Annotated in this window: 22 protein-coding genes; 16 read left to right on the top strand and 6 right to left on the bottom strand. The window is 62.1% G+C overall.

What is annotated here, in order from left to right:
• Positions 1-32 precede the first annotated feature (32 nt).
• Both FHT79_RS06095 and FHT79_RS06100 read right to left on the bottom strand, forming a co-directional pair.
• Positions 33-242 (bottom strand): hypothetical protein, encoded by a 210-nt coding sequence (locus tag FHT79_RS06095; RefSeq protein WP_028757272.1) that lies wholly within the window; start codon positions 240-242, stop codon positions 33-35.
• A gap of 1 nt (position 243) precedes the next feature.
• Complete coding sequence (locus FHT79_RS06100) at positions 244-444, bottom strand: hypothetical protein (protein ID WP_028758202.1); 201 nt, start codon at positions 442-444, stop codon at positions 244-246.
• A gap of 219 nt (positions 445-663) precedes the next feature.
• Here FHT79_RS06100 and FHT79_RS06105 point away from each other — a divergent pair, with 219 nt between their 5' ends.
• A complete protein-coding gene (locus FHT79_RS06105) occupies positions 664-837 on the top strand; it encodes a hypothetical protein (protein WP_088930348.1) in 174 nt (57 codons plus the stop codon).
• A gap of 179 nt (positions 838-1016) precedes the next feature.
• Complete coding sequence (locus tag FHT79_RS06110) at positions 1017-1949, top strand: hypothetical protein (RefSeq protein ID WP_183903066.1); 933 nt, start codon at positions 1017-1019, stop codon at positions 1947-1949.
• Between the two features lie 47 nt (positions 1950-1996).
• Here FHT79_RS06110 and FHT79_RS06115 read toward each other — a convergent pair whose 3' ends face one another.
• The 4 genes from FHT79_RS06115 to FHT79_RS06130 all read right to left on the bottom strand — a co-directional run bounded on the left by FHT79_RS06115 (position 1997) and on the right by FHT79_RS06130 (position 4545).
• Positions 1997-2440 carry an SRPBCC family protein gene (locus tag FHT79_RS06115; RefSeq protein WP_003560606.1) on the bottom strand — a complete coding sequence of 148 codons (444 nt, stop codon included), beginning with the start codon at positions 2438-2440 and terminating at the stop codon, positions 1997-1999.
• 143 nt (positions 2441-2583) lie between these two features.
• Positions 2584-2997 (bottom strand): GFA family protein, encoded by a 414-nt coding sequence (locus tag FHT79_RS06120; protein WP_028757269.1) that lies wholly within the window; start codon positions 2995-2997, stop codon positions 2584-2586.
• Between the two features lie 138 nt (positions 2998-3135).
• Positions 3136-3828 carry a type 1 glutamine amidotransferase domain-containing protein gene (locus FHT79_RS06125; protein WP_049812693.1) on the bottom strand — a complete coding sequence of 231 codons (693 nt, stop codon included), beginning with the start codon at positions 3826-3828 and terminating at the stop codon, positions 3136-3138.
• A 165-nt stretch (positions 3829-3993) separates the two neighbouring features.
• Positions 3994-4545 carry an alpha/beta fold hydrolase gene (locus FHT79_RS06130; protein ID WP_183903067.1) on the bottom strand — a complete coding sequence of 184 codons (552 nt, stop codon included), beginning with the start codon at positions 4543-4545 and terminating at the stop codon, positions 3994-3996.
• A gap of 473 nt (positions 4546-5018) precedes the next feature.
• On the opposite strand from FHT79_RS06130, the gene FHT79_RS06135 reads away from it, so the two are divergent.
• The 14 genes from FHT79_RS06135 (at position 5019) to FHT79_RS06200 (ending at position 23156) form a co-directional block, all read left to right on the top strand.
• A complete protein-coding gene (locus FHT79_RS06135) occupies positions 5019-5603 on the top strand; it encodes a TetR/AcrR family transcriptional regulator (RefSeq protein WP_063475177.1) in 585 nt (194 codons plus the stop codon).
• Entirely contained in the window at positions 5600-6202 is a 603-nt protein-coding gene (locus FHT79_RS06140; RefSeq protein ID WP_183903068.1) for a DsbA family protein, read from the top strand. The genes FHT79_RS06135 and FHT79_RS06140 overlap by 4 nt, the downstream gene beginning before the upstream one ends.
• 157 nt (positions 6203-6359) lie before the next feature.
• Positions 6360-7736: an FAD-linked oxidase C-terminal domain-containing protein gene (locus FHT79_RS06145; RefSeq protein ID WP_183903069.1), complete on the top strand. Its 1377-nt coding sequence runs from the start codon at positions 6360-6362 to the stop codon at positions 7734-7736.
• Between the two features lie 47 nt (positions 7737-7783).
• Positions 7784-10105, top strand: coding sequence for a molybdopterin guanine dinucleotide-containing S/N-oxide reductase (locus tag FHT79_RS06150; RefSeq protein ID WP_028758198.1), 2322 nt, complete (start codon positions 7784-7786; stop codon positions 10103-10105).
• Positions 10106-10239: 134 nt separating this feature from the next.
• The gene (locus tag FHT79_RS06155) at positions 10240-11892 is read left to right on the top strand and encodes an ABC transporter substrate-binding protein (RefSeq protein WP_183844639.1); all 1653 of its coding nucleotides are present in this window, start codon (positions 10240-10242) and stop codon (positions 11890-11892) included.
• Between the two features lie 37 nt (positions 11893-11929).
• Positions 11930-12940: an ABC transporter permease gene (locus FHT79_RS06160; RefSeq protein ID WP_183903070.1), complete on the top strand. Its 1011-nt coding sequence runs from the start codon at positions 11930-11932 to the stop codon at positions 12938-12940.
• Complete coding sequence (locus tag FHT79_RS06165) at positions 12937-13785, top strand: ABC transporter permease (protein WP_183903071.1); 849 nt, start codon at positions 12937-12939, stop codon at positions 13783-13785. Before FHT79_RS06160 ends, FHT79_RS06165 begins: the two co-directional genes overlap by 4 nt.
• Complete coding sequence (locus FHT79_RS06170; RefSeq protein WP_183903072.1) at positions 13764-15494, top strand: ABC transporter ATP-binding protein; 1731 nt, start codon at positions 13764-13766, stop codon at positions 15492-15494. The genes FHT79_RS06165 and FHT79_RS06170 overlap by 22 nt, the downstream gene beginning before the upstream one ends.
• Positions 15491-16582 carry an LLM class flavin-dependent oxidoreductase gene (locus FHT79_RS06175; protein ID WP_028758193.1) on the top strand — a complete coding sequence of 364 codons (1092 nt, stop codon included), beginning with the start codon at positions 15491-15493 and terminating at the stop codon, positions 16580-16582. Before FHT79_RS06170 ends, FHT79_RS06175 begins: the two co-directional genes overlap by 4 nt.
• A 211-nt stretch (positions 16583-16793) precedes the next feature.
• On the top strand, positions 16794-17897 hold the full coding sequence (locus FHT79_RS06180) for an LLM class flavin-dependent oxidoreductase (protein ID WP_028758192.1): 1104 nt from the start codon (positions 16794-16796) through the stop codon (positions 17895-17897).
• Positions 17898-18011: 114 nt separating this feature from the next.
• On the top strand, positions 18012-19193 hold the full coding sequence (locus FHT79_RS06185) for an acyl-CoA dehydrogenase family protein (RefSeq protein ID WP_183903073.1): 1182 nt from the start codon (positions 18012-18014) through the stop codon (positions 19191-19193).
• Between the two features lie 77 nt (positions 19194-19270).
• Complete coding sequence (locus FHT79_RS06190) at positions 19271-20248, top strand: ketopantoate reductase family protein (protein WP_183903074.1); 978 nt, start codon at positions 19271-19273, stop codon at positions 20246-20248.
• Between the two features lie 37 nt (positions 20249-20285).
• Positions 20286-21290 carry a C-terminal binding protein gene (locus FHT79_RS06195; RefSeq protein WP_183903075.1) on the top strand — a complete coding sequence of 335 codons (1005 nt, stop codon included), beginning with the start codon at positions 20286-20288 and terminating at the stop codon, positions 21288-21290.
• A 213-nt stretch (positions 21291-21503) separates the two neighbouring features.
• Complete coding sequence (locus tag FHT79_RS06200; RefSeq protein ID WP_183903076.1) at positions 21504-23156, top strand: EAL domain-containing protein; 1653 nt, start codon at positions 21504-21506, stop codon at positions 23154-23156.
• The last annotated feature ends 13 nt before the right edge of the window (positions 23157-23169 follow it).

A 23169-nucleotide genomic window follows, 5' to 3' on the forward strand; every position in this document is an offset into this window, starting at 1 on the left:
TGGCTCGTGAGGAGAAGCAGCGACAGCCGGAGCTAGTGCGACCGGCTCTCGTTCCTAGCGGCCGGATCGTAGTTGATATCCCAATCCTTCCCGGACTTCTTCTTGCCGGGCGGGTTCTTGTTCACCGTGGCATCTTCCGAGCCGGTGATCACGGTCGGTTTGGCGCTGGCCACACCGCTGCTTTTCCGGTCGGCCTGGGATCTGGCGAACTGGCCGGCTGCGTCTTTTTTGGGATCAGCCATGTCATTGGCCCTTCTGCTTCAGCGCATCGCTGAGATTCTTAGTCTCGGGATCGCGGTTGCTTTCGCCATGCGCGTCGCGATCGCGATCCGGATCGTCCTTGGCCTTCATGTAGCCGCGAGGTTTATTTCCCTTCGGCCCTTCCCAGCGGGGAGACTGATCGGTGGTGCCGGGGGCGCCGTCTTTCGGTGTCGTCATACCCATCTTCGTTTCTCCTTGTTGAACAGGGGAAACCGAAAAGATCAGGAAGTGTTCCCGCGGGAATTCTTCCCCGGTGAGCCGCCCTGTCGTTCGAAAGCAAGCTTGGCGCAACAGAGGTGAGCAGGCCCAACCCACTACCCGGCCCCGCCCTCCGCAAAAAATATGGAACCGTGTTGTCCGCCATTGGTTGACCAGAGGTCTACGTCAAACATGGAGCCGAAAATGAGCAAGACCAACGTTCGTGAACTCCAGAAACGCGCCGAACGGCAGGTAAAGAACACCAGCGCCGGCGGCCATCTCGGCGGCACATATTTCGGGCAGCAACCGGATGGAAAGACCGCCTCGTCGACCAGCAACGACAGCGCCAAGGCGCGGCCGAACGACGGAAGCAAATAGGCGCCGCGGACCTTACCTCACCTAGTAAAAGAATTTCTCCTGCGCCCAGGGACCTGGGCGCCTCCTCTGCTCGCGCCACTCCACCTCGCTATTGATCGGCGACGCCTCCGCTCTAGCTTCTGCTCGCGGGCAGAGCGGCCGCGAGAGATACGATCTTTGGGCGAAGGCTGAGGGGCGACGTGGCATCCTATTCGATTGACGATGCGATCCGGGAACTTGCGCCGGCTCTCGGCAAGGCGCCGGCGGGCGCGGTCAGTGGCGAATGGACTGCCACCACGATGCAGGCGGGGCACTCGTCCCGGACGGGCGGTTACCGCGATGCCGAAGGAAACTATGTCCCGGAGGCATCCAGGCATCCGCTCGATATCATCTCCGAAGTCGTCGAAAAGCTCGGTGCATCAGGGGTGCCTCGCTTCAACAAGGTGCTAATACGCTGGAAGAAGCCGAAGTTTCCCTTCATGCGGGGAGAGATCACGCTCCAAACCAGTTATGATCGGACGATCGTGCCGCGCGCCCCCGACGACCCGATCTACGAAACCGCAGCCGCTGCGCGACGCGTCTTCTGGCAGAGCCGCGGTACAGTGCTTCAGAACTTTGCGGCCGAGCGCGGAACGGCCAACATTCACGCCCAGACGAAATGGTTCGGCCCGCATCGCCGCATCCTCGCCATCCAGGCGCCGGAAAGGCTGACGCTTGCCACCGACGGGCTGTCGACCCCTTGGGCCGGCATATCCGAGCCGGAGAACGGCGTCGAATGCGAACTCTTCATGGAATTCGGCCCCGCGACCCTGAATGCGGAGGGGATCGAAAACTGGGCAAACCTGCTGATCAACATCGGCGACCTTGTGGCGGACGGCTATCGCGTCGCCCGTGATGTCGAGAAACACCGCGCCATCCTGTTCTGCCGGCTGACCGAGGATCATAGCCCGATGAGCCGGATCATGCTGAGCCAGGGCCCCGGGCGGATCGACGGCCTGCCTTTCGGCTCCGTGCCGCTGATCCGGGCAACGCCGATCGCCGAAGCCGAGATCGAAGGGCAGGATCTTTCCGACGACTGGGGCGCTGTGGCCGCCCGCAACGCGCTCGCCAAACGCGGCGTCGGCAGTCATTGACGTCGGCTGGTGCCGGGCGGTTGCCGCCCGGCCAGCGCGATCTTGGACTATTCCTGGATGTCGGGCTCGACGACCCTGGCGAGGTTTCGCAGCGACTCCTGCCAGCCGAGATAACAAGCCTCGGGCGGAATGACGTCAGGCACGCCGGCCTGCACGATGTCCACCTCGGTGCCGACCGAGACCTTTTTCAGTGTCACGGTGACTTCCATTTCACCAGGCAGGTTGGGGTCGTCGAACCTGTCGGTGTAACGCAGGCGTTCACCTGGGACGAGCTCCAGATATTCGCCGCCGAAGGCGTGGCTGTTGCCCGTCGTGAAGTTACGGAAAGACATTCTGAACGTGCCGCCGACGACCGGCTCCGAATGATGCACGGTGCAGAGGAAGCCGTTCGGCGGAAGCCACTTGGCAAGCGCGTCCGCCTCCAGGAATGCGCGGTAGACTTTCTCCGGGCTGGTCGCCAGAACGCGGTGCAGGCGTATGGTACTCGGCATGGTCGTGATCCTTTTTGAATGGACGGAATGGACGAACCTAGGACGGGCGTGGGCTGACCGATCCGACACCGGATGGAACTTTTCTTCAAGAAAAATTGCTCAAAGCATGTCGCGCAAAACTCGGCAGCGGTTTGCGTCGCGGCTCAGCCGGGCATGCCGTCGAACTGCGGAAGATCGAGCGGCCTTGCCCAGGCGAGCCGCCGCTTGGTGAACATTTCGACTCCCGGCTTGATGAGCTCGGGCTGATCCAGACTGCCGAGCGTCACGAAGACGAGGCCAGGAAAGCTCTCCAGGTTGCTGCTGAACAATCTGGCGCCGCAATCCGGGCAAAAATTGCGGTCGAGCCCCTTGCCTGAATTGGCGACATAGTGAAACGCCTTCGGGCTACCGCTGATCACGTTGAAATCATCCTGCGGTACGGCGAAGAACGTGGCGGCCTCGCCGCCCGTTGCCCTCTTGCAGTCCAGGCAATGGCAGTTGGCGACGAAGTTCGGGTCGGTGTCGAAGGCAAATCTCACCGCGCCGCAAGCGCATTGTCCCGTATATTTCCCCGTCATGTCAGGCGCCTTTCATCCGTGTTTGAACGTTGGCTCGCCGCCGCCGTGCTGCAGACGTCGTCGAGACGCACCTGAGGCCGGCGTCGGCACAAGCCGAATGAGGAGATCTCGAAGCCATCGTGCCCAGGGCTTAAGCCCTTAAGCCGCGTCCTGCTTTCTCAAGGCCTCAACAAGCCTCCGGGCGCCCTGTTTTGACGAAGCCGGGTTTTGACCGGTGATCAGCAGGCCGTCCTGGACGACATGCACGCCCCAATCCGCCGTCTTCGAAAACTTTGCGCCCTGCTCCTTCAATACGTCCTCGAGCAGGTAGGGAACGACCTCGACCAGGTGCATCGCCTCTTCTTCGGAATCGGTGAAACCCGTGACCGTCCGGCCCTTGGCGATGGGCTTTCCATCCGGGGCCTTCACATTCGTCAGGATACCTGGTGCGTGGCAAACGAGCGCCACGGGTTTTCCCGCCGCGAGCATATCCTCGATGAGCGACAGAGCGTTGCGGTCGTTCGTCAGATCCCAAAGCGGACCGTGCCCGCCGGGGAAGAACACGCTGTCATAGTCCGCCTGGTTGATGTCGGACAATCTCAAGGTGTTGGCGAGCGCAGCCGTTGCCGCCTGGTCTCGCTCGAACCGTCGCGTGTCTTCCGTCTGGAAGGCCGGCTCGTTGCTCTTCGGATCGAGTGGAGGCTGGCCGCCCTTCGGCGAAGCGAGCGTGATGTCGGCTCCGGCGCCACGGAAAACAAAGTAAGGGGCGGCGAGCTCCTCGAGCCAGAAGCCCGTCTTCCTGCCGGTGTTTCCCAGTTGATCATGCGATGTGAGAACCATGAGAATTTTCATTGCTCAGCTCCTTCAAAGCCGGCCGGCGGACAACGCCGTCGGCGCCCGGTTTTACGGTGAATACTGCCTGCAGATCTCATGCTGAAACGGGAGAGGACATAGAGCGGCTGCGCTGGGAAACAAGCTTTCCCGCGTGGTGTTTGCTAGAATTGTCTGAGCAGACGCCTAACCAAACGAACGGATGTCCCGGGCGACCTCGCTCATGTCATCATTGAACTGGTGATCCCTGCCCTCGAGCGTGCGCACCACGGCGTGCGGAATCGCTTTCGCGTAGAGATGGACGTGAGCCGTCGGCACCTCGTCGTCATCAATCCCATGATAGAGATGGACGGGAAGGCCGGGCGGAAGGGACCCCGAGAAATCCTCGGCACGGCCGATGTCATCGCTCGGCCATCCGCCTTCGCCGATGAAGGGTGCGGCGATGAGAAATAGCCCGCCCAACCTCGGTGTCAGCGGCTGCTCGGCAAGCGCATGCATCAAGATGGTGCCGCCGAACGAATGGCCGACGAGCATTACGCCATCTTCCAACAAGGCGAATTCCCTCATCAGCGCAGCCTTCCACGCAGAGAAGCTGGGATTGTCTTCGCCGGGCATTCGGGGATAGCGGACAACATAATTTCCGCCAAGCTCGCGCTCGAGGCTCGCCACGAGCTTGTTGTCCCAGTGGTCATGAACGCCTTCGCCGGCGCCTTGGACAAAGAGAACCTGTTTGATCATCCCGGCAGCTTATTCCCCACAGCAGAAGCAGACAAGATTGCAGCCGCGGCCACGCCCAAACTGTCCGACCTGAGAGATAGACGGAGACCGAGGTTACCACCCATCGCCACGAAAAAGTCAGCTGTCTGCAAGAGCCGTGGACGAAACATTTTCTACAAATTCAGTAGAAAAAGAACGACCTGTCTTTCTCCTCATCTCTCAATCCTCTAGCTTCCGCATTGCAAATCGAGCGGGATCATCTGTCGACGGTCGATAGGGAGTACCGCTTGAAAGGGAGACGAAAAACAAAAACGGCTTTCGCCTTAGGAGCCTACCGGTCGGAGGCAGCATAACCAGCCTTTGCCCTCGGTTTCTTGTCCGCTCGACGCCACCGATCGCGAAACAATGCACCGAACCCCGACAGGAACCCTTGCAATGACCTGATGATATGGGCTTGCTGATCCCATGATACATTCCCAACCCGAAGCGATCCAATGAAAGAGCCTATATCAGATCAGATCCTTACCGCCGCCAGCGCGCTTTTTTATAGCGAAGGTATTCGCGCCGTCGGCATAGATCGAATCATCGAAGAAGCAAACGTTGCCAAGGCGACCCTCTATCGACACTTCCCATCCAAGGACCACCTCGTGGCAGCCTATCTCCAGGATCGCCACGACCGCGTCATTCGTTCGCTACAGGAGGTTTTGGATGCGGCAAGCATGCCGAGGGATCAGATCAAACTGATTTTCGAGCGCTTGTACGAAAAGGCCGACAGCCCGGAGTTTCGGGGCTGCGCCTTTGCACTTGCCGTCGCCGAGCACGGCGATTCAGAACGTGTCCTCACCGTCGCGCGAACGCACAAGAAGGTCGTGAGGGACATATTTCGCACCATCCTGTCGAGGGCCGATGTCAAGCCCGACCAGGCGGCTGCTCACCTTTCCCTTCTCTATGAAGGCGCCCTTGCCACGGTGGCGGTCGGACGCGATCCCCAGGCCGTTCTCGTCGCCCGGGACTGCGCGCTATCGGTATTCGACGCGGCAATCTACTCGACCACATCTCTTGAGAAGAACGGAACATGACAAAGACCATCGATTACTTCTTCGGCATTGGCTCTCCCTGGGCTTTTATCGGCCTCGAGCCATTTGCGGCGCTCGCCTCCGAGCATGGGGCATCGATCCGCCCCTATGTGATCCCGTTGATCGAGGACAATGGCGCGATCTATTCCCGCAACCGGCCGGAAGCGCGCCGCGCCTATTGGGTCAAGGACCTGAAACGTTGGGCCGCGCTGCGGGGTAAAACGCTGAACTTCGAAAACCGCGCCGCCCTTTCTGACCCGACCCCCGCCGGTTTCATGGTCCTTGCCGCCATCGATGCGGGGCAAGACTGGCTCAGACTGACAAAGGCGCTTCAGGAGGCCTTCTGGACATGTGGCGAGGACATCGGCCGAGCCGAGGTTCGTCGCGCAATTGCGGATAAGGCAGGGTTCGACGGTGCAGTTCTGGAGCAGCGCGCTCAGGCCGAGGACGTGCAGGCGATCTGGAAATCGAACGCCGAGACCGCCAAGGCTGCCGGTGTCTTCGGGCTTCCAACCTTCCGATACGAAGACGAGTTGTACTGGGGACAGGACAGCCTGCCATTCCTCGAGCGCCATCTCAACGGCGACAAGATCGCCGCCTGATGGATCATCGAGCAGGCCGGCGCCAACAGCATCGGCCCGTTCGTCCCCCGCCAGAGCATCATCCGGAGCACTCCATGTCCATCACCCCCACCGAATGGCTGGCGGCGCATCCGGATAACCCTAGCCGCGTCATTCCTGGAGAGCGTCGAGGCGGCAAATGAGTGTTCTTTCTCCCGCTCTTTCGCAAACGCTTCGCATCCGTTTCGGCGATCGCTTCTCCATCTCGCAGGCCTTCCGCGAACAGCACGGCCGCGGTGAATCCCACCACACGCCCGCCATCCCGGATGCTGTCGTGTTTGCGGAAAGCACCGAGGACGTGGCCGAGATCGTCCGGCTCTGCGCGGCTGAAGACGTGCCGGTGATCGCGTTTGGCGCAGGCACCTCGCTCGAAGGCCATCTGACGGCGGTGCGCGGCGGTGTCTCGATCGATCTTTCACGCATGTCGCAGATCGTCCGCGTCAGCGCCGAGGACCTCGATTGCACCGTCGAGGCCGGTGTGAGCCGCGAGCAATTGAACACGCATCTGCGCGATATGGGCCTGTTTTTCCCGATCGATCCCGGCGCCAACGCCTCGATCGGCGGCATGGCCTCGACGCGGGCATCGGGGACGAACGCCGTGCGCTACGGCACCATGCGCGAAAACGTCCTGTCACTGACCGTCGTGCTGCCGAGCGGCCAGGTCATCCGCACCGGCGGCCGGGCGCGCAAGTCGTCAGCCGGCTACGATCTGACCCGACTGTTCGTCGGTTCCGAGGGTACGCTCGGCATCATTACCGAGGTAACGCTCAGGCTCTACGGCATCCCGGAGACGATTTCCGCAGCGCTCTGCTCGTTCGAAAGCGTCGAGCAGGCGGTCAATGCGGCGATTGCGGTCGTGCAGCTCGGCATTCCGGTTGCCCGCATGGAGTTGATGGACCGCGGCCTGATCGCGGCCGTCAACGCCTATTCCAATCTGTCGCTGAAGATCGAGGACACGCTCGCCTTCGAATTTCATGGCTTTCCGGCTGGGGTTCAGGAGCAGGTCGAAATGGTCAAGGCGATCGTCGAGGAGAATGGCGGCAAGGATTTCGAATGGGCAAACGCACCTGAAGAGCGCAACCGGCTGTGGAAGGCGCGTCACAACGCGTTCTACGCGGTCGTCTCCCAGCGGCCGCATGCCAAAGGCTGGTCATCCGACGTCTGCGTCCCTGTCTCACAGCTCAGCAGCTGCATCCTCAAGACGCGTGATCTTCTGCGCGGCTGCAGCGTTCCCGCCGCCATTCTCGGCCATGTCGGCGACGGCAATTATCACGTCGTCTTCGCTGTCGACCCGGGAAATCAGGCGGAACTCAATGAGGTTGCAGCCATCAACAAGAAGATGGTGCAACATGCAATCTCGGTGGGCGGCACCTCTACCGGCGAACACGGCGTCGGTACCGGCAAGATTGGCTATCTGCGCGGGGAACATGGCGATGCCGTCGATCTCATGGCCGTCATCAAGCATGCCATCGATCCGACAGGCATCATGAACCCAGGCAAAGTCTTGCCCGGATAGACGTCCGCAGTCCGTTGATAAACCCTTGTTTGCCTGGAGCTTTACAAATGAGTTCGTTTCAGCCCCATAGCTCCCACTGGGGCGCCTTTTCCGGCCGCTACGAAGATGGAAAGCTTGAAATCCGTCCCCATCCGGCCGACCCGCATCCATCGCCCCTGCTGGGCAATCTCGCCGCGATCGCCCATAGTCCGGCGCGCATCAGACGTCCGGCTGTCCGGCGCGGCTGGCTCGAAGGCAGCACCGGCAACGCGCAAAATCGCGGGGCAGACGATTATGTCGAAGTCAGCTGGCCGCAGGCGCTGGACCTCGTTTCGAAGGAGCTTCAGCGCGTTTACGCGGACTTCGGCCCGCGAGCCGTCTTCGGCGGGTCCTATGGTTGGTCGAGCGCCGGACGCTTCCATCATGCGCAGAGCCAGATCCATCGGTTTCTGAATGTGCTGGGCGGATATATCAGATCCGTCAACACCTACAGCTCGGGTGCGGCCATGGTCATCATCCCGCATGTCTTGGGACCCTACGACCATTTCGAGCGCAAGAGCGTCACCTGGGATGCCATCGAGCGGAGCAGCGAACTGGTCGTCGCCTTCGGCGGAATGGCGATCAAGAACACGGATGTGCACGGCGGCGGCATCAGTGCACATATCGTGCCCCGGACGCTGAATGGCGCGCACGCGCGCGGTGCGCGTTTTGTCCTCGTCAGCCCGTTGAAAGACGATTTTCCTGCTGACGTGAACGCCGAATGGCTGCCCATCTTGCCCGGCACCGACATAGCGCTGATGCTCGGCCTCGCGCATGTGCTTGCCAGCGAGGGATTGCACGACCGCCAATTTCTCGACCGCTATACGGTCGGCTACGAGCGCTTCGAAGACTACCTGCTTGGCCGGACCGATGGTGTCGAAAAGAGCCCGGAATGGGCGTCCCATATCTGCGGCATCGGCAAAGACACCATCAGGAAGCTCGCGCTTTCAATGGCGCGCGCCAGAACGCTGATCACCGTCAGCCATTCCCTGCAGCGTGCCGAGCATGGCGAGCAGCCGGTCTGGATGGGCATCGTGCTCGCCGCAATGCTCGGGCAGATCGGACTGGATGGCGGCGGCTATTCCTATTCGCTTGGCGCATTGGGCAATATCGGCAAACACCAGCTTGCCGTCCCACTGCCCACGCTCAGTCAATTCAAGAACGCCGTGCCGGATTTCATTCCCGTCGCGCGCATCGCCGACATGCTCCTCAATCCGGGCAGCGCGTTCAACTATAATGGTCAGGCGATGCGTTATCCCGACATCCGCCTCGTCTATTGGGCGGGCGGCAACCCATTCCATCACCATCAGGATCTCAACAGGCTGCGGGCGGCGTTCAGGAGGCCGGAAACCATCATCGTGCATGAGACGGCCTGGACGTCGTCGGCCCGTCATGCCGACATCGTGCTGCCGGCGACCACCACGCTCGAGCGGGACGACATCGGCGCGGCGGACCGCGATCCGCTGATGATCGCCATGAAAAAGTTGATCGAGCCGGTCGGCGAAGCGCGGGACGACTATGACATCTTTTCCGAGATAGCCCGCCGCCTCGGCAGAGCCGAAGAGTTCACCGAAAACCGCACCAGCAAGGAATGGCTCGCCTTTCTTTTCGAGACGACGCAAAAGGCGCTTGCTACCGCCGGACACGAAGCTCCCGACCTCGAGACGTTCTGGGAACGCGGAGAGATGCGCCTGCCGCTGAAGCCTGACGACGGCGGACCGGCGCGCGCCTTTCGCGATGATCCGTCCGGATCTCCGCTGCAGACGCCATCCGGAAAGATCGAGATCTTTTCCGAGACGATCGAGAGCTTCGGTTACGACGATTGCCGCGGCCATCCGCGATGGTATCCGGCCAAGCCGCAGTTAGAGGGCAATGCAAGCAGCTACCCGCTCCATCTGGTCTGCAATCAGCCGCATCAACGGCTGCACAGCCAGTTGGACTATGGCGATTTCAGCCGTTCCACCAAGATCAAGGGCCGGGAACCGGTCCGCATCAACCCGGCCGACGCGGCCGAGCGCGGCATCGCCGATGGCGACATTCTGAGGCTGTTCAACGCCCGCGGCAGCTGCCTTGCGGCGGCGGTGATAAGCGAGGACGTGAGACAGGGCGTGATGCAGCTTGCGACGGGTGCGTGGTTCGAACCGAACGACCCGACCGCCGAGAAGTCCATGTGCATCCACGGCAACCCGAATATCCTCACCCGCGACGTCGGAACCTCGCAATTGGCCCAGGGCTCGACCGGACAGCTTACCAGGGTGGAGGCGGAGCGGTTCGCCGGCGAACTACCGCCGGTGCGGATCTTCGAGGGAATGAAGTTCGCAGACATATCGCGACAAGCCCGGAAAAGCTGATCCACACACACGCAGAAACCGAACAAAATAATCCATAAATTTAGTAGAAAAAGAACAACTGGTCTTTCTCCCTCCTGTTGCCCTGCTTAGGCTATGCGTCGTGATCTCCTTGGCAAACAATACAGGACCGCATTATGATCGAACGCTTTTCCCCGTTCTCCCTTCCCCGGCGTCGTCTGCTGATCGCCACGTCTGCACTGGCAATCGCCGCCTTGGTGGTAACGGCGGAGTTCAATCCGGCTCTGAGTGCCGATAGCCCACACAACGGCGGTGACATCACCTTCCTCATCGACTCGTTGGGCGATACCTGGATCCCGAACAACAGCGCCATCTCCAGTTTCCAAGGCCACATCTGGGGCCATGTGACCGATAAGCTCCTTTACGTCGACGCTGACGGCAAGGTCAGCCCCTGGATTGCCGAGCGCTGGGAACAGAACGACAAGGCCACCGAGTTCACGCTGCACCTGAAGAGCGGCGTAACCTTCTCCGACGGCACCCCGCTCGACGCATCCGCCGTCGTCGCCAACCTCGACATCTGGTACGCCGGCCGCAAGAGCGAGGGCATCAACCCGATCGGTCTCTTCCCGAAGACTTACGACCACGCCGAGGCAGTGGACGCGGCTACCGTGAAGGTCTTCTTCAAGGCGCCGACACTCGGCTTCATCCCGACCCTCGGCTACCACGGCTCGATCCTGATCTCCCCCAAGACCCTCGCGCAGCCTGCCGCCCAGCAGGCCGACCTCAGCAAGACCGCCGGCAGCGGCCCCTATGTGGTCGATTCCTGGAAGGAAGGCGACTTCGTCAAGCTGGTCAAGCGCAAGGACTACAATTGGGGTCCCGCCGCGGTCGGCCATACCGGCCCGGCCTATCTCGACACGATCACCTACAAGCTGGTGTCCGAGCCGTCGCTGCGCGTTGCCGCTGTTCAGTCCGGTCAGGCCGACGTCGCCTACAACGCCTCGCCGCAGGAGCTGGAATCTCTCAAGACAGAGGGCTTCACCACCGCGACACCACGTTATCTCGGCTTCGTGAACGGCTGGGCTGTCAACACCAAGCTTGCGCCATACGATGACGTGAAAGTACGCCAGGCCCTCCAGGCCGGCATCAATCGCCAGGAGATCATCGACACCGTCTATACGTCAGACTGGAAACTGGCGACCTCCTTCATCCAGAGCAACGTGCCGGGAGCGACCGACCAAAGCGCCCTGCTGGTCTACAACCCCGAAAAGGCCGAGAAGCTCCTGGACGAAGCGGGTTGGACAAAGGGCGCGGACGGCATCCGCACCAAGAACGGCCAGCCGCTGGTGCTGACGCTGCATTCCAACCCCTACCTCGCAACCTCGAAATCAGTCGATGAGCTTATCTCCCAGCAGCTCGGCAAAATCGGCTGGAAAGTCGCCATCCGTTCCTACGATGTCGTCACCTACGGCCAAAAGGTCAAATACGGTAGCCCGGCCGTGCCGGCCTATGAGGTGACCCGCAGCTTCATCGACGCCGGCACCGTCGCCAGTATCCTGACAAATGCCAACAACGGCGAGAACTGGTTCGCCCTCGACGAGAGCGACAAGACGCTCAACGAACTCCGGGACAAGATCGCCAGCGCCGGTTCCATCGAAAGCCGCAAACCGCTCCTCGACGAACTGCAGAAATACATCCTCGATCAGGGTTACTTCATCCCGCGCACACAGATCGTCCAGCGGATCTACGTGCAGTCTCCGAAGCTCAAGGGCGAAGTCTACAACGGCGTCGCCTATGCCAGCTACTACACGGCCACGAAAAGCGAATAATCCGCAATTCAACCGAGCAACGTAAGAAGGTGACGGCATGAGCAAAGCCTACCTCAACTACGCCGCAAAACGCCTCGTGCAGGCGATCGTCGTGATCCTGCTGGCTTATGTCTTCACCTTCGTCGTCGTCAGCATCCTGCCCGGCGACCCGATCACCAATGTCCTGAACAATCCTCAGAATGGCTTCACACCGGATGAGATCAAGGAGATCATCGCCGCCCAGGGCCTGGATAAGCCGATCCCGGTCCAGCTGTGGACGTCTTTTTCCGGCTTCGTGACCGGGGATCTCGGCCTGTCGATGCGGACCAACCGGCCCGTCTCGACCCTGATCGCCGAGGTGCTTCCGTCGACCTTGGTCCTTGCTTCCGCAGGTCTCGTCGTCGCGCTGCTGCTGTCGGCAGTGATCGCCTATGGCACGCAGTTTCTGCCAAAACGGCTCGGTCAGGGCCTGCTGCGGGGCTTCCCCCCCTTGTTCCTGTCGGTGCCGAACTTCGTGATCGGCCTGGTGCTGATCCATCTCTTCGGTTTCCAGCTCGGCGTCTTTCGCGTGATCGAGCCCGACAGCTTCTGGGCGACGCTTTTCGCGGCCATCGCGCTCGGCATCCCCATCTCGGCACAAATCGCCGAAGTGCTCATCGCCAATCTCGATCATGAGTCCGGGCAGGAATACGCCGCCGTCGCACGGGGCCGCGGCCTCGGGCAAATGCGCCTGTTCGCCAAGCACCTGCTCAAGCCGTCGTCGCTGCCGGTTATCACCGTCATCGCGCTCACCATCGGCGAACTGCTCGGCGGCTCGCTGATCACCGAGACGGTGTTCGGGCGCACCGGTCTCGGCAGCCTGGTGCAACGGTCGGTGAGCACGCAGGATCTGCCCGTCCTGCAGGCGGTCGTCTCGCTGGCAGCGGTGGTCTTCGTGATCGTCAACCTGATCGCCGATCTCACCTACCCACTGCTCGACCCGCGCGTAAAGCTTCTTGGCGCTCCCGAGCGCCGTCCAACCACGGCTGACGAAGGCTCCGCCGGCATTTCCAAGGCGGTGACGCTATGACCCTCGCCTCCGCCTCCTCTGCCTCGTATGTCACGGCGATCAGCCGGCTGACGGCGCTGCGCGTACCGCCGGTCGTCGCGCTGTCCTTCGCTATCGTCGCGCTTGCCATCGCCTGGTCTCTCGCCCCTGGCCTGTTCACGATCTATGACCCGGTCAACGGCGTTCCTGCTCAAAAGCTGCTCGGCCCCAGTGCGGCGCACTGGTTCGGCACCGATCACCTCGGCCGCGACCTCTACACCCGCGTCGTCTACGGCACGGCCTCCTCGGTGGCGAGCGCGCTGATCGCCGTCGTCATCGGCGTTGTCGCCGGTGGCCTCATCGGCCTCCTGGCCGGCTTCTTCGGCGGCTGGGTGGACACCCTGTTCGCCCGCCTCGTCGACGTTCTGCTGGCTATTCCGAAATTCCTGCTGGCCGTCATCGTCGTCACCGCGATCGGCTTCGACACCACCAACGCCGCCATTGCAACAGGCGTTTCGGCGGTCGCCCTCTTCGCCCGGGTGATCCGCTCTGAGGTGATCAAGACCCGGCAGGCCACATTCGTCGAATCTTCCTTTCTGCTCGGTGGGTCGCGCTGGCACATCCTGTGGCGTCACGTGCTGCCGAATGCCTCGCGATCGGTGCTGCCGCTCGCCGTGCTGCAGTTCGGCGACTCGATCCTGGTGATCGCCAGTCTCGCTTTCCTCGGCTACGGCGACCCGCCGCCGGCCTCCGACTGGGGCCTGCTGATCTCGATCGGCAAGGACTACCTCAAATGGCCGTGGCTGGTTTACGCCCCCGCCTTCGTCACGATCGCAACCGTCCTCTCCGTGAACAGGATCAGCCGATGGCTTCGCAAAACAGACTGACTGAGCTTTTCGCTCACACCGACGCCGCCGGGCTGCCGCTCAAGCGATCAGCCCCTCTGCTCCGGGTTGACGGGTTGTCGGTTTCCTACGGGCCGCACGAAGTCGTCAGCAACATCGGGTTTCAACTCGGCCGTGGCAAGAGCCTCGCCCTCATCGGCGAGTCGGGCTCGGGCAAGTCGACCATCGCCCGGGCGGTGTTGCGGCTGCTCCCCAGCGGTGGACGCGCTGCCGGCCGCGTCGAGTTCGACGGCCAGGAGATACTGGGACTCCCGGAGCGCCGTTTCCGGCCGCTCAGAGGACGGGCGATCGGGTTCGTCCCGCAGGATCCCGGCAACTCGCTCAACCCGGTGCGGACGATCGGCGCCCAGGCGATGGAGGCGGCAGCACTCGTCGACGAGCCCAATAAGGCAATCCGCAAGGCGCTCATCCTGGAGACCTTCGCCCAGGTCAGGCTCGACAATCCCCAACGGGTCTACGACTCCTACCCGCACCAGCTCTCCGGCGGCATGCTGCAGCGTGTGCTGATCGGCCTTGCAGTCCTGCCACGGCCGTCGCTGCTGGTCGCGGACGAGCCGACGTCGGCTCTCGACGTCACGATCCAGAAGCGCATCCTCGACCTGCTTTCCAAGTTGCAGCACGAGCTTGAGATCAGCCTGCTTCTCATCACCCACGACCTGGCGATCGCCGCCGAGCGGGCAGACTCGCTGGTGGTGCTCAAGGACGGCGTCGTCCAGGAAGCCGGCAGCACCGCTTCCGTCTTCTCTGCGCCCTCCTCGGCATACGCCAGGAAGCTGCATGCCGACGTCCCGGCCCTCAACCCCGATCGCTACCGTGCGCTGCGCGACCCCGGCTTCCGTTTCCTCGGAACCAAGACCGGCAAGGCGCCGAAGATCGAGGTCAGCGGCGTCACGAAGACCTTCACGGTCGACGGCAAGGTTCTGACGGCCGTCAATGACGTGTCGTTTGCCGTCCCGGCTGGCACCACACACGCGCTGGTCGGCGAATCCGGTTCGGGCAAGACGACGGCAATCCGGCTGCTGCTCGGGCTCGAACAACCTGACGTCGGCAATATTGCCGTCGCCGGCGAGCAACTCACCGGTCGCTCGCACGGCTCACTGCGCGCGGTATGGCGCCACCTTCAGCTCGTTTATCAGAACCCGTTCACCTCGCTGGACCCGACCTGGAAAGTCGAGCAGCTGGTGCGCGAACCGCTCGACCGGTTCAAGATCGGCACCCGCGAGGAACGATCCGCGCGGGTCCGCGAAGCGCTGGCCAATGTTGGGCTCGGCGAACATCTGCTATCCCGCAAGCCGGAAGCTTTGTCAGGTGGCCAGCGCCAGCGCGTGGCCATCGCCCGGTCACTGGTGCTCAAGCCCGACGTCATCGTGCTCGACGAGCCAACCTCCGCGCTCGACGTCAGCGTCCAGGCCGACATCGTCGAGGTGCTGCTCTCGCTGCAAGCCAAGCTCGGCCTCACCTATGTCTTCGTCTCCCACGACCTGGCTCTGGTGCGCCAGCTCGCCCACACCGTCTCGGTGATGCAGCGTGGGCGTATCGTCGAGCATGGGACCGTCACCGACATCTTCGAACGCCCCCGGGAGCCGTACACACGCTCGCTGCTGGAATCGATCCCATCAGGCGCCGCTGCTATCGCCCGCGCGCCAAACCCCAGACCGCAGCGGTTAGTCAACGAGGAAAAGATCGCATGACCATCGCCGCGCCTGCCATCCCCCTGCCCGCACCGTTTCGTCCGAAGCAGCGGCTCGGCTTCAACACCCGGGTGTCCTTCAACGACGACGCCGGGCCGGCGCAGGGGCTACGCGACGGGATCGAGCTGTTCAAGGCCGCCGAGCGGCTGGGTTATCAGTCAGGCTGGGCCTACCAACGGCACTTCGACCACTACCTCTCGTCACCGCTTCCGTTCTTCGCCGCGGCCGGCCAGCATACCAGGCATATCACGCTCGGCTCGGCTGTTATCCCGATGCGCTACCAGGACCCCATCCTGCTCGCCGAGGCGGCCGGCACGACCGACCTTCTGATCGGCGGCCGCTTGGAGTTGGCGGTCTCCACCGGCGCCAATGCGGCGTTCGACGCCGTCTTCGGTACGGCAGACACCGATGCCCGGACGGAAGCCAAACGCCGTCAGGCGCGCTTCCTCGCCGCGATCTCGGGTGAGGTTCTCCACACCGTCGCCGGGCAAGGCCAAGGCGCCCCGGAGGGTACTGAACTGCGGGTGACGCCGCACAGCCCGACCCTGCGCTCGCGGATCAGGCAGGGCTCGGCTAGTCTGGATTCGGCGGTGCAGGCTGCCAAGCTCGGAATCGGGCTCATCTCAGGCACAGTGCAGCACGACCACGACGAGGGCGAAACCTTCGGGGAGTATCAGGCTCGCTGCATCGCGGCTTTCCGTGCGACCTGGCGCGAGACGTGGAACACCCAACCGCCGCCAGTCGCCGTTGCCGCCTCAATCCTGGTCGGCACCACGGCCGAGCTTCGGGAGAAGTATGCAGCCTACGACCTCGAGCGCCGCACCCAGGGAATTGCCGCGTCCCGTCCCAAGGGGGCGCTGACGCCGGCCGCGCCAGCCAATCAGCCGCCCGGCATCCAGATCTCCCCGGTCTTCCAAGGCAGGCCCGACCAGGTGCTTGAGGCCGTGCTTGACGACCCAGGCCTTGCCTCCGCCGATGAGCTTGTGCTCTTCCTTCCCCCCGCCTTCGACCTTGCCGAAAACGTGCGGCTGCTGACGGACCTGGCAGACACGGTGGCCCCCAACCTCGGCTGGTCGCCTACCATTTGAACCACACTGATGCCAGCGGTCGAGCGTCGCCATTGCGGCTGGAGCAGCCATCAGGGTTTTCAATGGAGAAGGTGACCAACTCTTCCCCACCAGGCTGCGACGCGCGAATATTTTCTACAGTTTTAGTAGAAAAAGAAAGACCTGTCTTCCTATGGGATTTGTCACGCCATAACGTGAGGGCATGTTCGGCAACCCCGGGAGAAACGCTCACATGGCCACGGAATTCATCAGCGCAAGCTTTGCCAATGCCTCCAATGACCTCAACCCTATTCCCGACGCGCCGGTGGATGCGCGTTTTCTGGAGCGATACGCGCGCGCGCTCGACGATTACGGCTTCAACTACACGCTGATCCCCTATTCCTCGTCTTCCTTCGATCCGTTCACGCTTGGAGCGACGATCCTCGCACATACGAAAAAACTCAGCATCATCGTCGCCCTACGTCCGAACACGGTCTATCCGACGGTTGCGGCGAAATCGCTGGCGACGCTCGATCAGTTGAGCGGCGGGCGCGTCGTCGTTCACTTCATTGCCGGCGGCAGCGACGAGGAGCAGGCGCGTGAAGGCGACTTCCTCAATAAGGAAGAGCGTTACGAGCGGCAGGAGGAATATATTCGCATCTTGCGTCTGGCCTGGACGTCGACCGAGCCCTTTGATTTCGATGGGAAATATTACCAGTTCAAGCAGTTTCGCAGCGCCGTGCGTCCCACCAGGGGCCTCATCCCCATCTCGCTCGGCGGCTCGTCGGATGCGGCTTACCGGATCGGCGGTTCGCTGTGCGACATCTTCGGCCTATGGGGTGAGCCGCTTGCCGAAACCAAGCAGCAGATCGACCGGATTTACGACGAAGCCGCCAAGGCTGGCCGCGCAGATCGTCCGCGCATCTGGGTCACCTTCCGGCCGATCGTGGCCGAGACCGACGAATTGGCCTGGGCGAAGGCGCACAGGGTTCTGGACCGGCTGAACGAGAACCGCGAGAAGGGCCTGAGCCGTGCGCCGCTTTCGGCTCCGCGTCCGGCCAATGTCGGCTCGCAGCGGCTGCTGGACATTGCGGCACGCGGCCATGTGCAGGACCGCGCCCTGTGGTATCCGACCGTGACCGCCACCAATGCCAGCGGCGCCACCACCGCGCTGGTGGGTTCGCCGCGCACCATCGCCGATTCCATCCTCGATTATATCGATCTTGGCGCCGACCTAATCTCGATCCGCGGCTACGACAATTACAACGATGCCGTCGATTATGGCCGCTACATCCTGCCGCTGGTGCGTGACGGCATCCGCGAGCGGGAAGAGGCCAAAAAGAAAACGGCCGCCTGATGATCACGGTCCGGTACGGTTGGACCATGCATTCAATCCCAGAACGAGCAGGCGACGCTGTCTTCATCGCGTCGGAGGATATCGCTCGGGCTTCCATCAGAAGGCTTCAACGACATGCCCCATGACACAACCGTCCTGAACGCAACCGCGCGGGTTCTAGCCGAGGCCGCTCCGGAAGCGGATCGTACCGGTCAGTTTCCATGGACGGGCATTCGTGCCGTTCATGAAAGCGGCCTTCTGGAAAGCACTGTCGCCGTCCGCTACGGCGGAGGAGGTGCCAACCTTGCCGACACGGCTCACATCCTAGCCGCCCTCGGGCGAGGCGATCCGTCGGTCGCGCTCATCAGCGCCATGACAATTTTCAACCATCTCGGCCAGGCCGGAAAAAACCATTGGCCGGAAGATCTCTACATCAGGCTGCTGGCGGAGGGAAAGCAGCGTCCGCTTCTGCTCAACGCCGCCCGCGTCGAGCCGGAACTGGGGTCGCCGGCGCGCGGCGGTCTGCCGGCAACGCGCGCCCGCCGCACGGCCAACGGCTGGTCGATCACCGGTCGCAAGCGCTTCGTGACCGGCGCGCATGGTCTCACGCATTTCCTCGTCTGGGCGCATACCGATGAAACCCCAACGCGGGTTGGAACCTTCGTCGTGCCGAATGGACTGCCTGGCATTCGCGTGATCGAAAACTGGAGCAGCCTCGGCATGCGCGCCACAGGTTCGCACGACGTCGAATATACCGACGTCGAGATCCCGGCAGAGGACGTGCTTGATCTCACCGACGCCACAGTTGCCCAACAGGACAATCGCGCCCATGCGGCGCTCACGCTGGCGCTGACCGCGCTCTATCTCGGCGTGGCGGAAGCCGCGCAGGCCGCCTTCATCCGCTTCGCGCATGAGCGGGTGCCGACCAATCTCGGCCATCCCATTGCCCGCACGGAGCGTTTCGTGACGCTTTCGGGCGAAATCGACCTGCTTGTCTCCGGCGCCCGCCAGATCATTTTTGGCGCGCTCGAAGCCGGCCAAAGTGACGCGGAAAAATTCATAAGAGCCCGGCTCATTGCCGGCCGGCAGCTGCGCGAGGCAGTCCAGATCGCGGTGCGCGGCATCGGCAATCCGGGCCTGAGCGCCGACCTGGGGCTTGAACGGCATTTCCGGGACATCCAGTCCGTGCTCGTCCATGCTCCGCAGGAAGACGTATCGATTTCCATTCTGGGGCGCGCCGCCTTCGACCGGTGGAACCGGGATGAGACCGCCCTATCGAGCTATTCGACAGGCGTCCCCGTCCTTAAAACAGCCTGACGCGACGGGGACGGACCTCGCCTGATGACCTTCCCACCTTCCCCTTCAACCCTCCGGTCAACTCGCAGTGGACGAACATGCCACGCTACATCATCATCGGCGCCGGCGCGGTCGGCGCAAGCCTTGCCGCCGAGTTCGAAACCCACGACATTCCTTACGTTCTGGTGGGACGCGGCGCTCAGATCGCTCATATCGCCGCCCATGGCCTTTCCTATCGCCGCCCGAGGGAAACCCGGCTGGTTCAGCTCAATGCGGTCGACACCGCAACGCCGCCCGTTCTGAAGCCGGACGATATCCTGATCCTCACGGTCAAGGCGCAGGATGTCGAAGCGGCAACCGATTTCTGGGCCTGGCGCGATGTGGATGGCGCGGGTCTCGCATCCGATCTGCCGCTGGTCACGCTCCAAAACGGGCTGGCGGCCGAGGATATTGCGCTGCGACGCTTCCATCGTGTCTATGCGGCCAGCATTCTCATTCCCGCGCGCTATACCGTGACCGGTGAGGTCGTCGTCGGCGGTGAACCGAATCTCGGCATCGTCACGCTCGGACGCTATCCGCACGGACTGGACGATACCGCATCGGCTGTTGTCTCCGACCTGACGAAGGCGGGATATCTGGCCGAAGCGCGTGCAGACATTCGCCGCTGGAAGGCCGCCAAACTGCAGCACAATGCGACTAACGCAGTCGAGCTTTTCGCCGGCACACCGGAGGTGCGCGCAAAAGCCGCCGCCGAATTGGCAGAAGAAGCCCGCACCGTCCTGAAGGCGGCGGGATACGATCTGGCGGCCCCTTCGGAACGGGCGATCGACATATCAGGCTGGCGCGTCGCCGAAGACAGCGGCATCGAACGCGGCCAGCAATCGACATGGCAGAGCTTCGTGCGCGGCACGTCAAGTGAGGTTGACTACCTGAACGGTGAGATCGTGCGGCTCGGACGTCTTCATGGCGTAGCCGCACCCCTCAACGCGGCCTTCCAACGAGCGGCGGCAAAGCTTGCACGCGATGGAGGCAAGCCGGGTTCGCTGGGCATTGAAGAGGTAGGACGGTTGGCGTGACCGAGGGACCAACAATTCAAGGCGGCTCTTCCTCCGAATGACAGAACAGAGAAAATATGTGGTCGGAATCACCGACCACATGATCGGCTCTCCGGACCTCGAGGTCGAGGTGCTCGGCCGGGAGGTCGAGATCGACTTCTTCGCCACCACGGATGAAACGCTTTTCGCTGCCGATCGCCTCGCCGGGCTCGATGCCCTGATAGTCTGGGGCGCACGGCTCGGGCCGCGAAGCATCGCGCATTTGACCCGCTGCCGGGGCGTCGTGCGTTACGGCGTCGGTTACGAGAAGATCGATATCGAGGCCTTGGCGGCCGCCGGCATCCCCTTCGCCAACAACCCGGATTATGGCACCGAGGAAGTTGCCGACCACGCGGTCGCGATGATCCTGTCCCTGCAAAGACGGCTCTGGGAACATGATGCCCGCGCCCGTGGCTATCGGTCCGGATGGCAAGTCCACAGCCTCAAGCCGCTTTCCCGTTCAAACCGGGCCACTGTGGGCGTCGTCGGTGTCGGACGGATCGGAACGGCGGTCATCAACCGCCTGAAGCCCTTCGGCTTTCGCATCCTCGGCTATGATCCCGGCCAACCGCCTGGTCACGAAAAGGCGGTGGGATACGAGCGTGTCGACAATGCGGGCGATCTTTTCGCGCGCTCGGATATCCTCACGCTCCACTGTCCAGCCACGGAGGAGACACGCGGCATGCTCGACGCTAACGGACTTGCCCGGATGAAACCCGGAGCCATTTTGGTCAATACGGCGCGCGGCGAACTTATTGACGATCTCGATGCGCTTGAAACGTCCCTCAGAAGCGGCCACCTGGCAGCGGCCGCGATTGACACGCTGGTGCAGGAACCGCCGGGCGACCATCCGCTGCTTTCGGCCTGGCGCAAACGTGAAGACTGGCTCGCGGGACGGTTGGTGATAACCCCGCACAATGCCTTTTACTCCGATCACGCCGCGGTCGAGATGCGCCAAAACGCAGCGCGGACGGTCAGAATATTGCTCGATGAAGGCAGGCTCCGAAATCGGATCACCGCCTGACGGCCTCCTGTGGTCCTGCCTATCCCAGTGCAGGCGCGGGCAAGACAGGTGATCGATTGCTTCTTTTTATCCGTGACATAAGTGTATCTCAATGCTGCGGTTGGGGATTGTTAATCAGAAATGCCTAATGTAAATCTTAGCGTGCACAAGTTGTGTGGGAGTCAAACTGCTACAATATCTGGTTAGGACATTCAGCAAGGGAGAGCCTCGGACATGCGGAAAATTCGTGCGGCCCACTCGGCCCTCGGAAAAACAGAGGCAGAGGCTTCGAGTTCGATCGACCGACTTTTGTTCTTTGACCGCGATCTCAATCCCGTCGAGAATTTGCTGGGCAATGAGCTGCCTGCTTCTGTCAAACCAGCAGCGTCCTTTTGGGAGCATTTTCCGGAACTGGACCAGTCGGCGATTACGCTTGCGTTACGTTCCCTGGGTGACAGTGCACAGCCTTTGCGAATATCGGGCGATCTTGGCGAGCCGGGATCGCGCGGACTGACGATCTATCGGATCGGAGATCTGTTTGCCGTGGTGCGCTCCGAGGAAAGTCTCGATGATGAGCGTGCAACCCTTCTGCACCTGGCGACCCATGATCCCCTGACCGGACTGCCGAACCGACGACAGTTCAGCGAGGACCTCACAGTATTGCTGCAGGAGGCCGCAGGCGCGAACGAGACCCTGTCTTTGATGCAGCTCGACCTCGACGATTTCAAGCCCGTGAACGACACGCTTGGGCATCCGGCCGGCGACAAGGTTCTTCAATTTGCGGCAAGGCGTATTCAAGGCTGCCTGACCAGCGATGACAGAGCCTATCGACTGGCGGGTGACGAATTCACCGTTATTTCCATGGGCTCGGGACATCCGGCCAAGGGGCAGTGGCTAGCAGAAGTTCTGGTTGCCGAATTCAAAAAGCCCTTCACGATAGATGGCATTGCCGTATTTGTTGGTACCAGCATCGGCATTTCCACCGCGCCATCGGACGGTGCAAGTCCGGAGCAGCTGATGAAGGCGTCCGATCTCGCGCTCTATGCCGCGAAGAAAGACGGGCGCGGCCGGGCAAAAGCATTTGATCCCTCGATGCTTGAATCGCTGGAGCAACGCGAACTGCTGCGCCGCAGCCTTCGCATGGCCTTGGCCCAGCAGCAGTTCTCTGTCGAATACCAACCCATCTCAGAGGGCGGCTGCGTTGTCGGCTTCGAAGCATTGCTGAGATGGCACCATCCCCTGCTTGGAAAAATTTCACCGGCGGCATTTATTCCGATGGCCGAGGCCGATGGAATGATGCCGGAAATAGGAGCGTGGGTTTTAGAGCAGGCATGCCGCGAGGCGATGAAGTGGCCGCAGAACTACATCGTTGCCGTCAATTTATCGGCGGCCGAATTCCTGACCAGCGGCCTCACCGATCGGGTCTCCCAGACGCTCGACCTGGTCGGCTTGCCGCCCGACCGTCTGGAGCTTGAGATAACCGAAAGCGTGCTGCTCGAGCGGACCGTCAACAACATCGACACCCTGAATACGCTCAACGTGCTGGGGATACGAATCTCGCTTGATGACTTCGGCACCGAATATTCTTCGCTCAGCTATCTGAAGACATTCCCTTTCGACACGATCAAAATCGACAAATACTTCATCACCGATCTCGAAAGCGATCTGAAAAGCCAGGCAATCGTCCGCTGCATCGTGAACCTCGCCCATGACCTCGACATGCAGGTGACCGCCGAAGGAGTCGAGACGCCAGGTCAGGCCGAATGGTTGCGCGGCGTGGGCTGCGACAGGCTTCAAGGCTACTTGGTCAGCAGGCCGCTTCCGATCGAGGCAATTGGCGAGTTCCTCGCCAGAGCCGAAACATCCCTGAGCCCCGCGCTATCATAGTAAACAATCGATT

Source organism: Rhizobium sp. BK212, assembly GCF_014197475.1.
Classification (GTDB): domain Bacteria; phylum Pseudomonadota; class Alphaproteobacteria; order Rhizobiales; family Rhizobiaceae; genus Rhizobium; species Rhizobium anhuiense.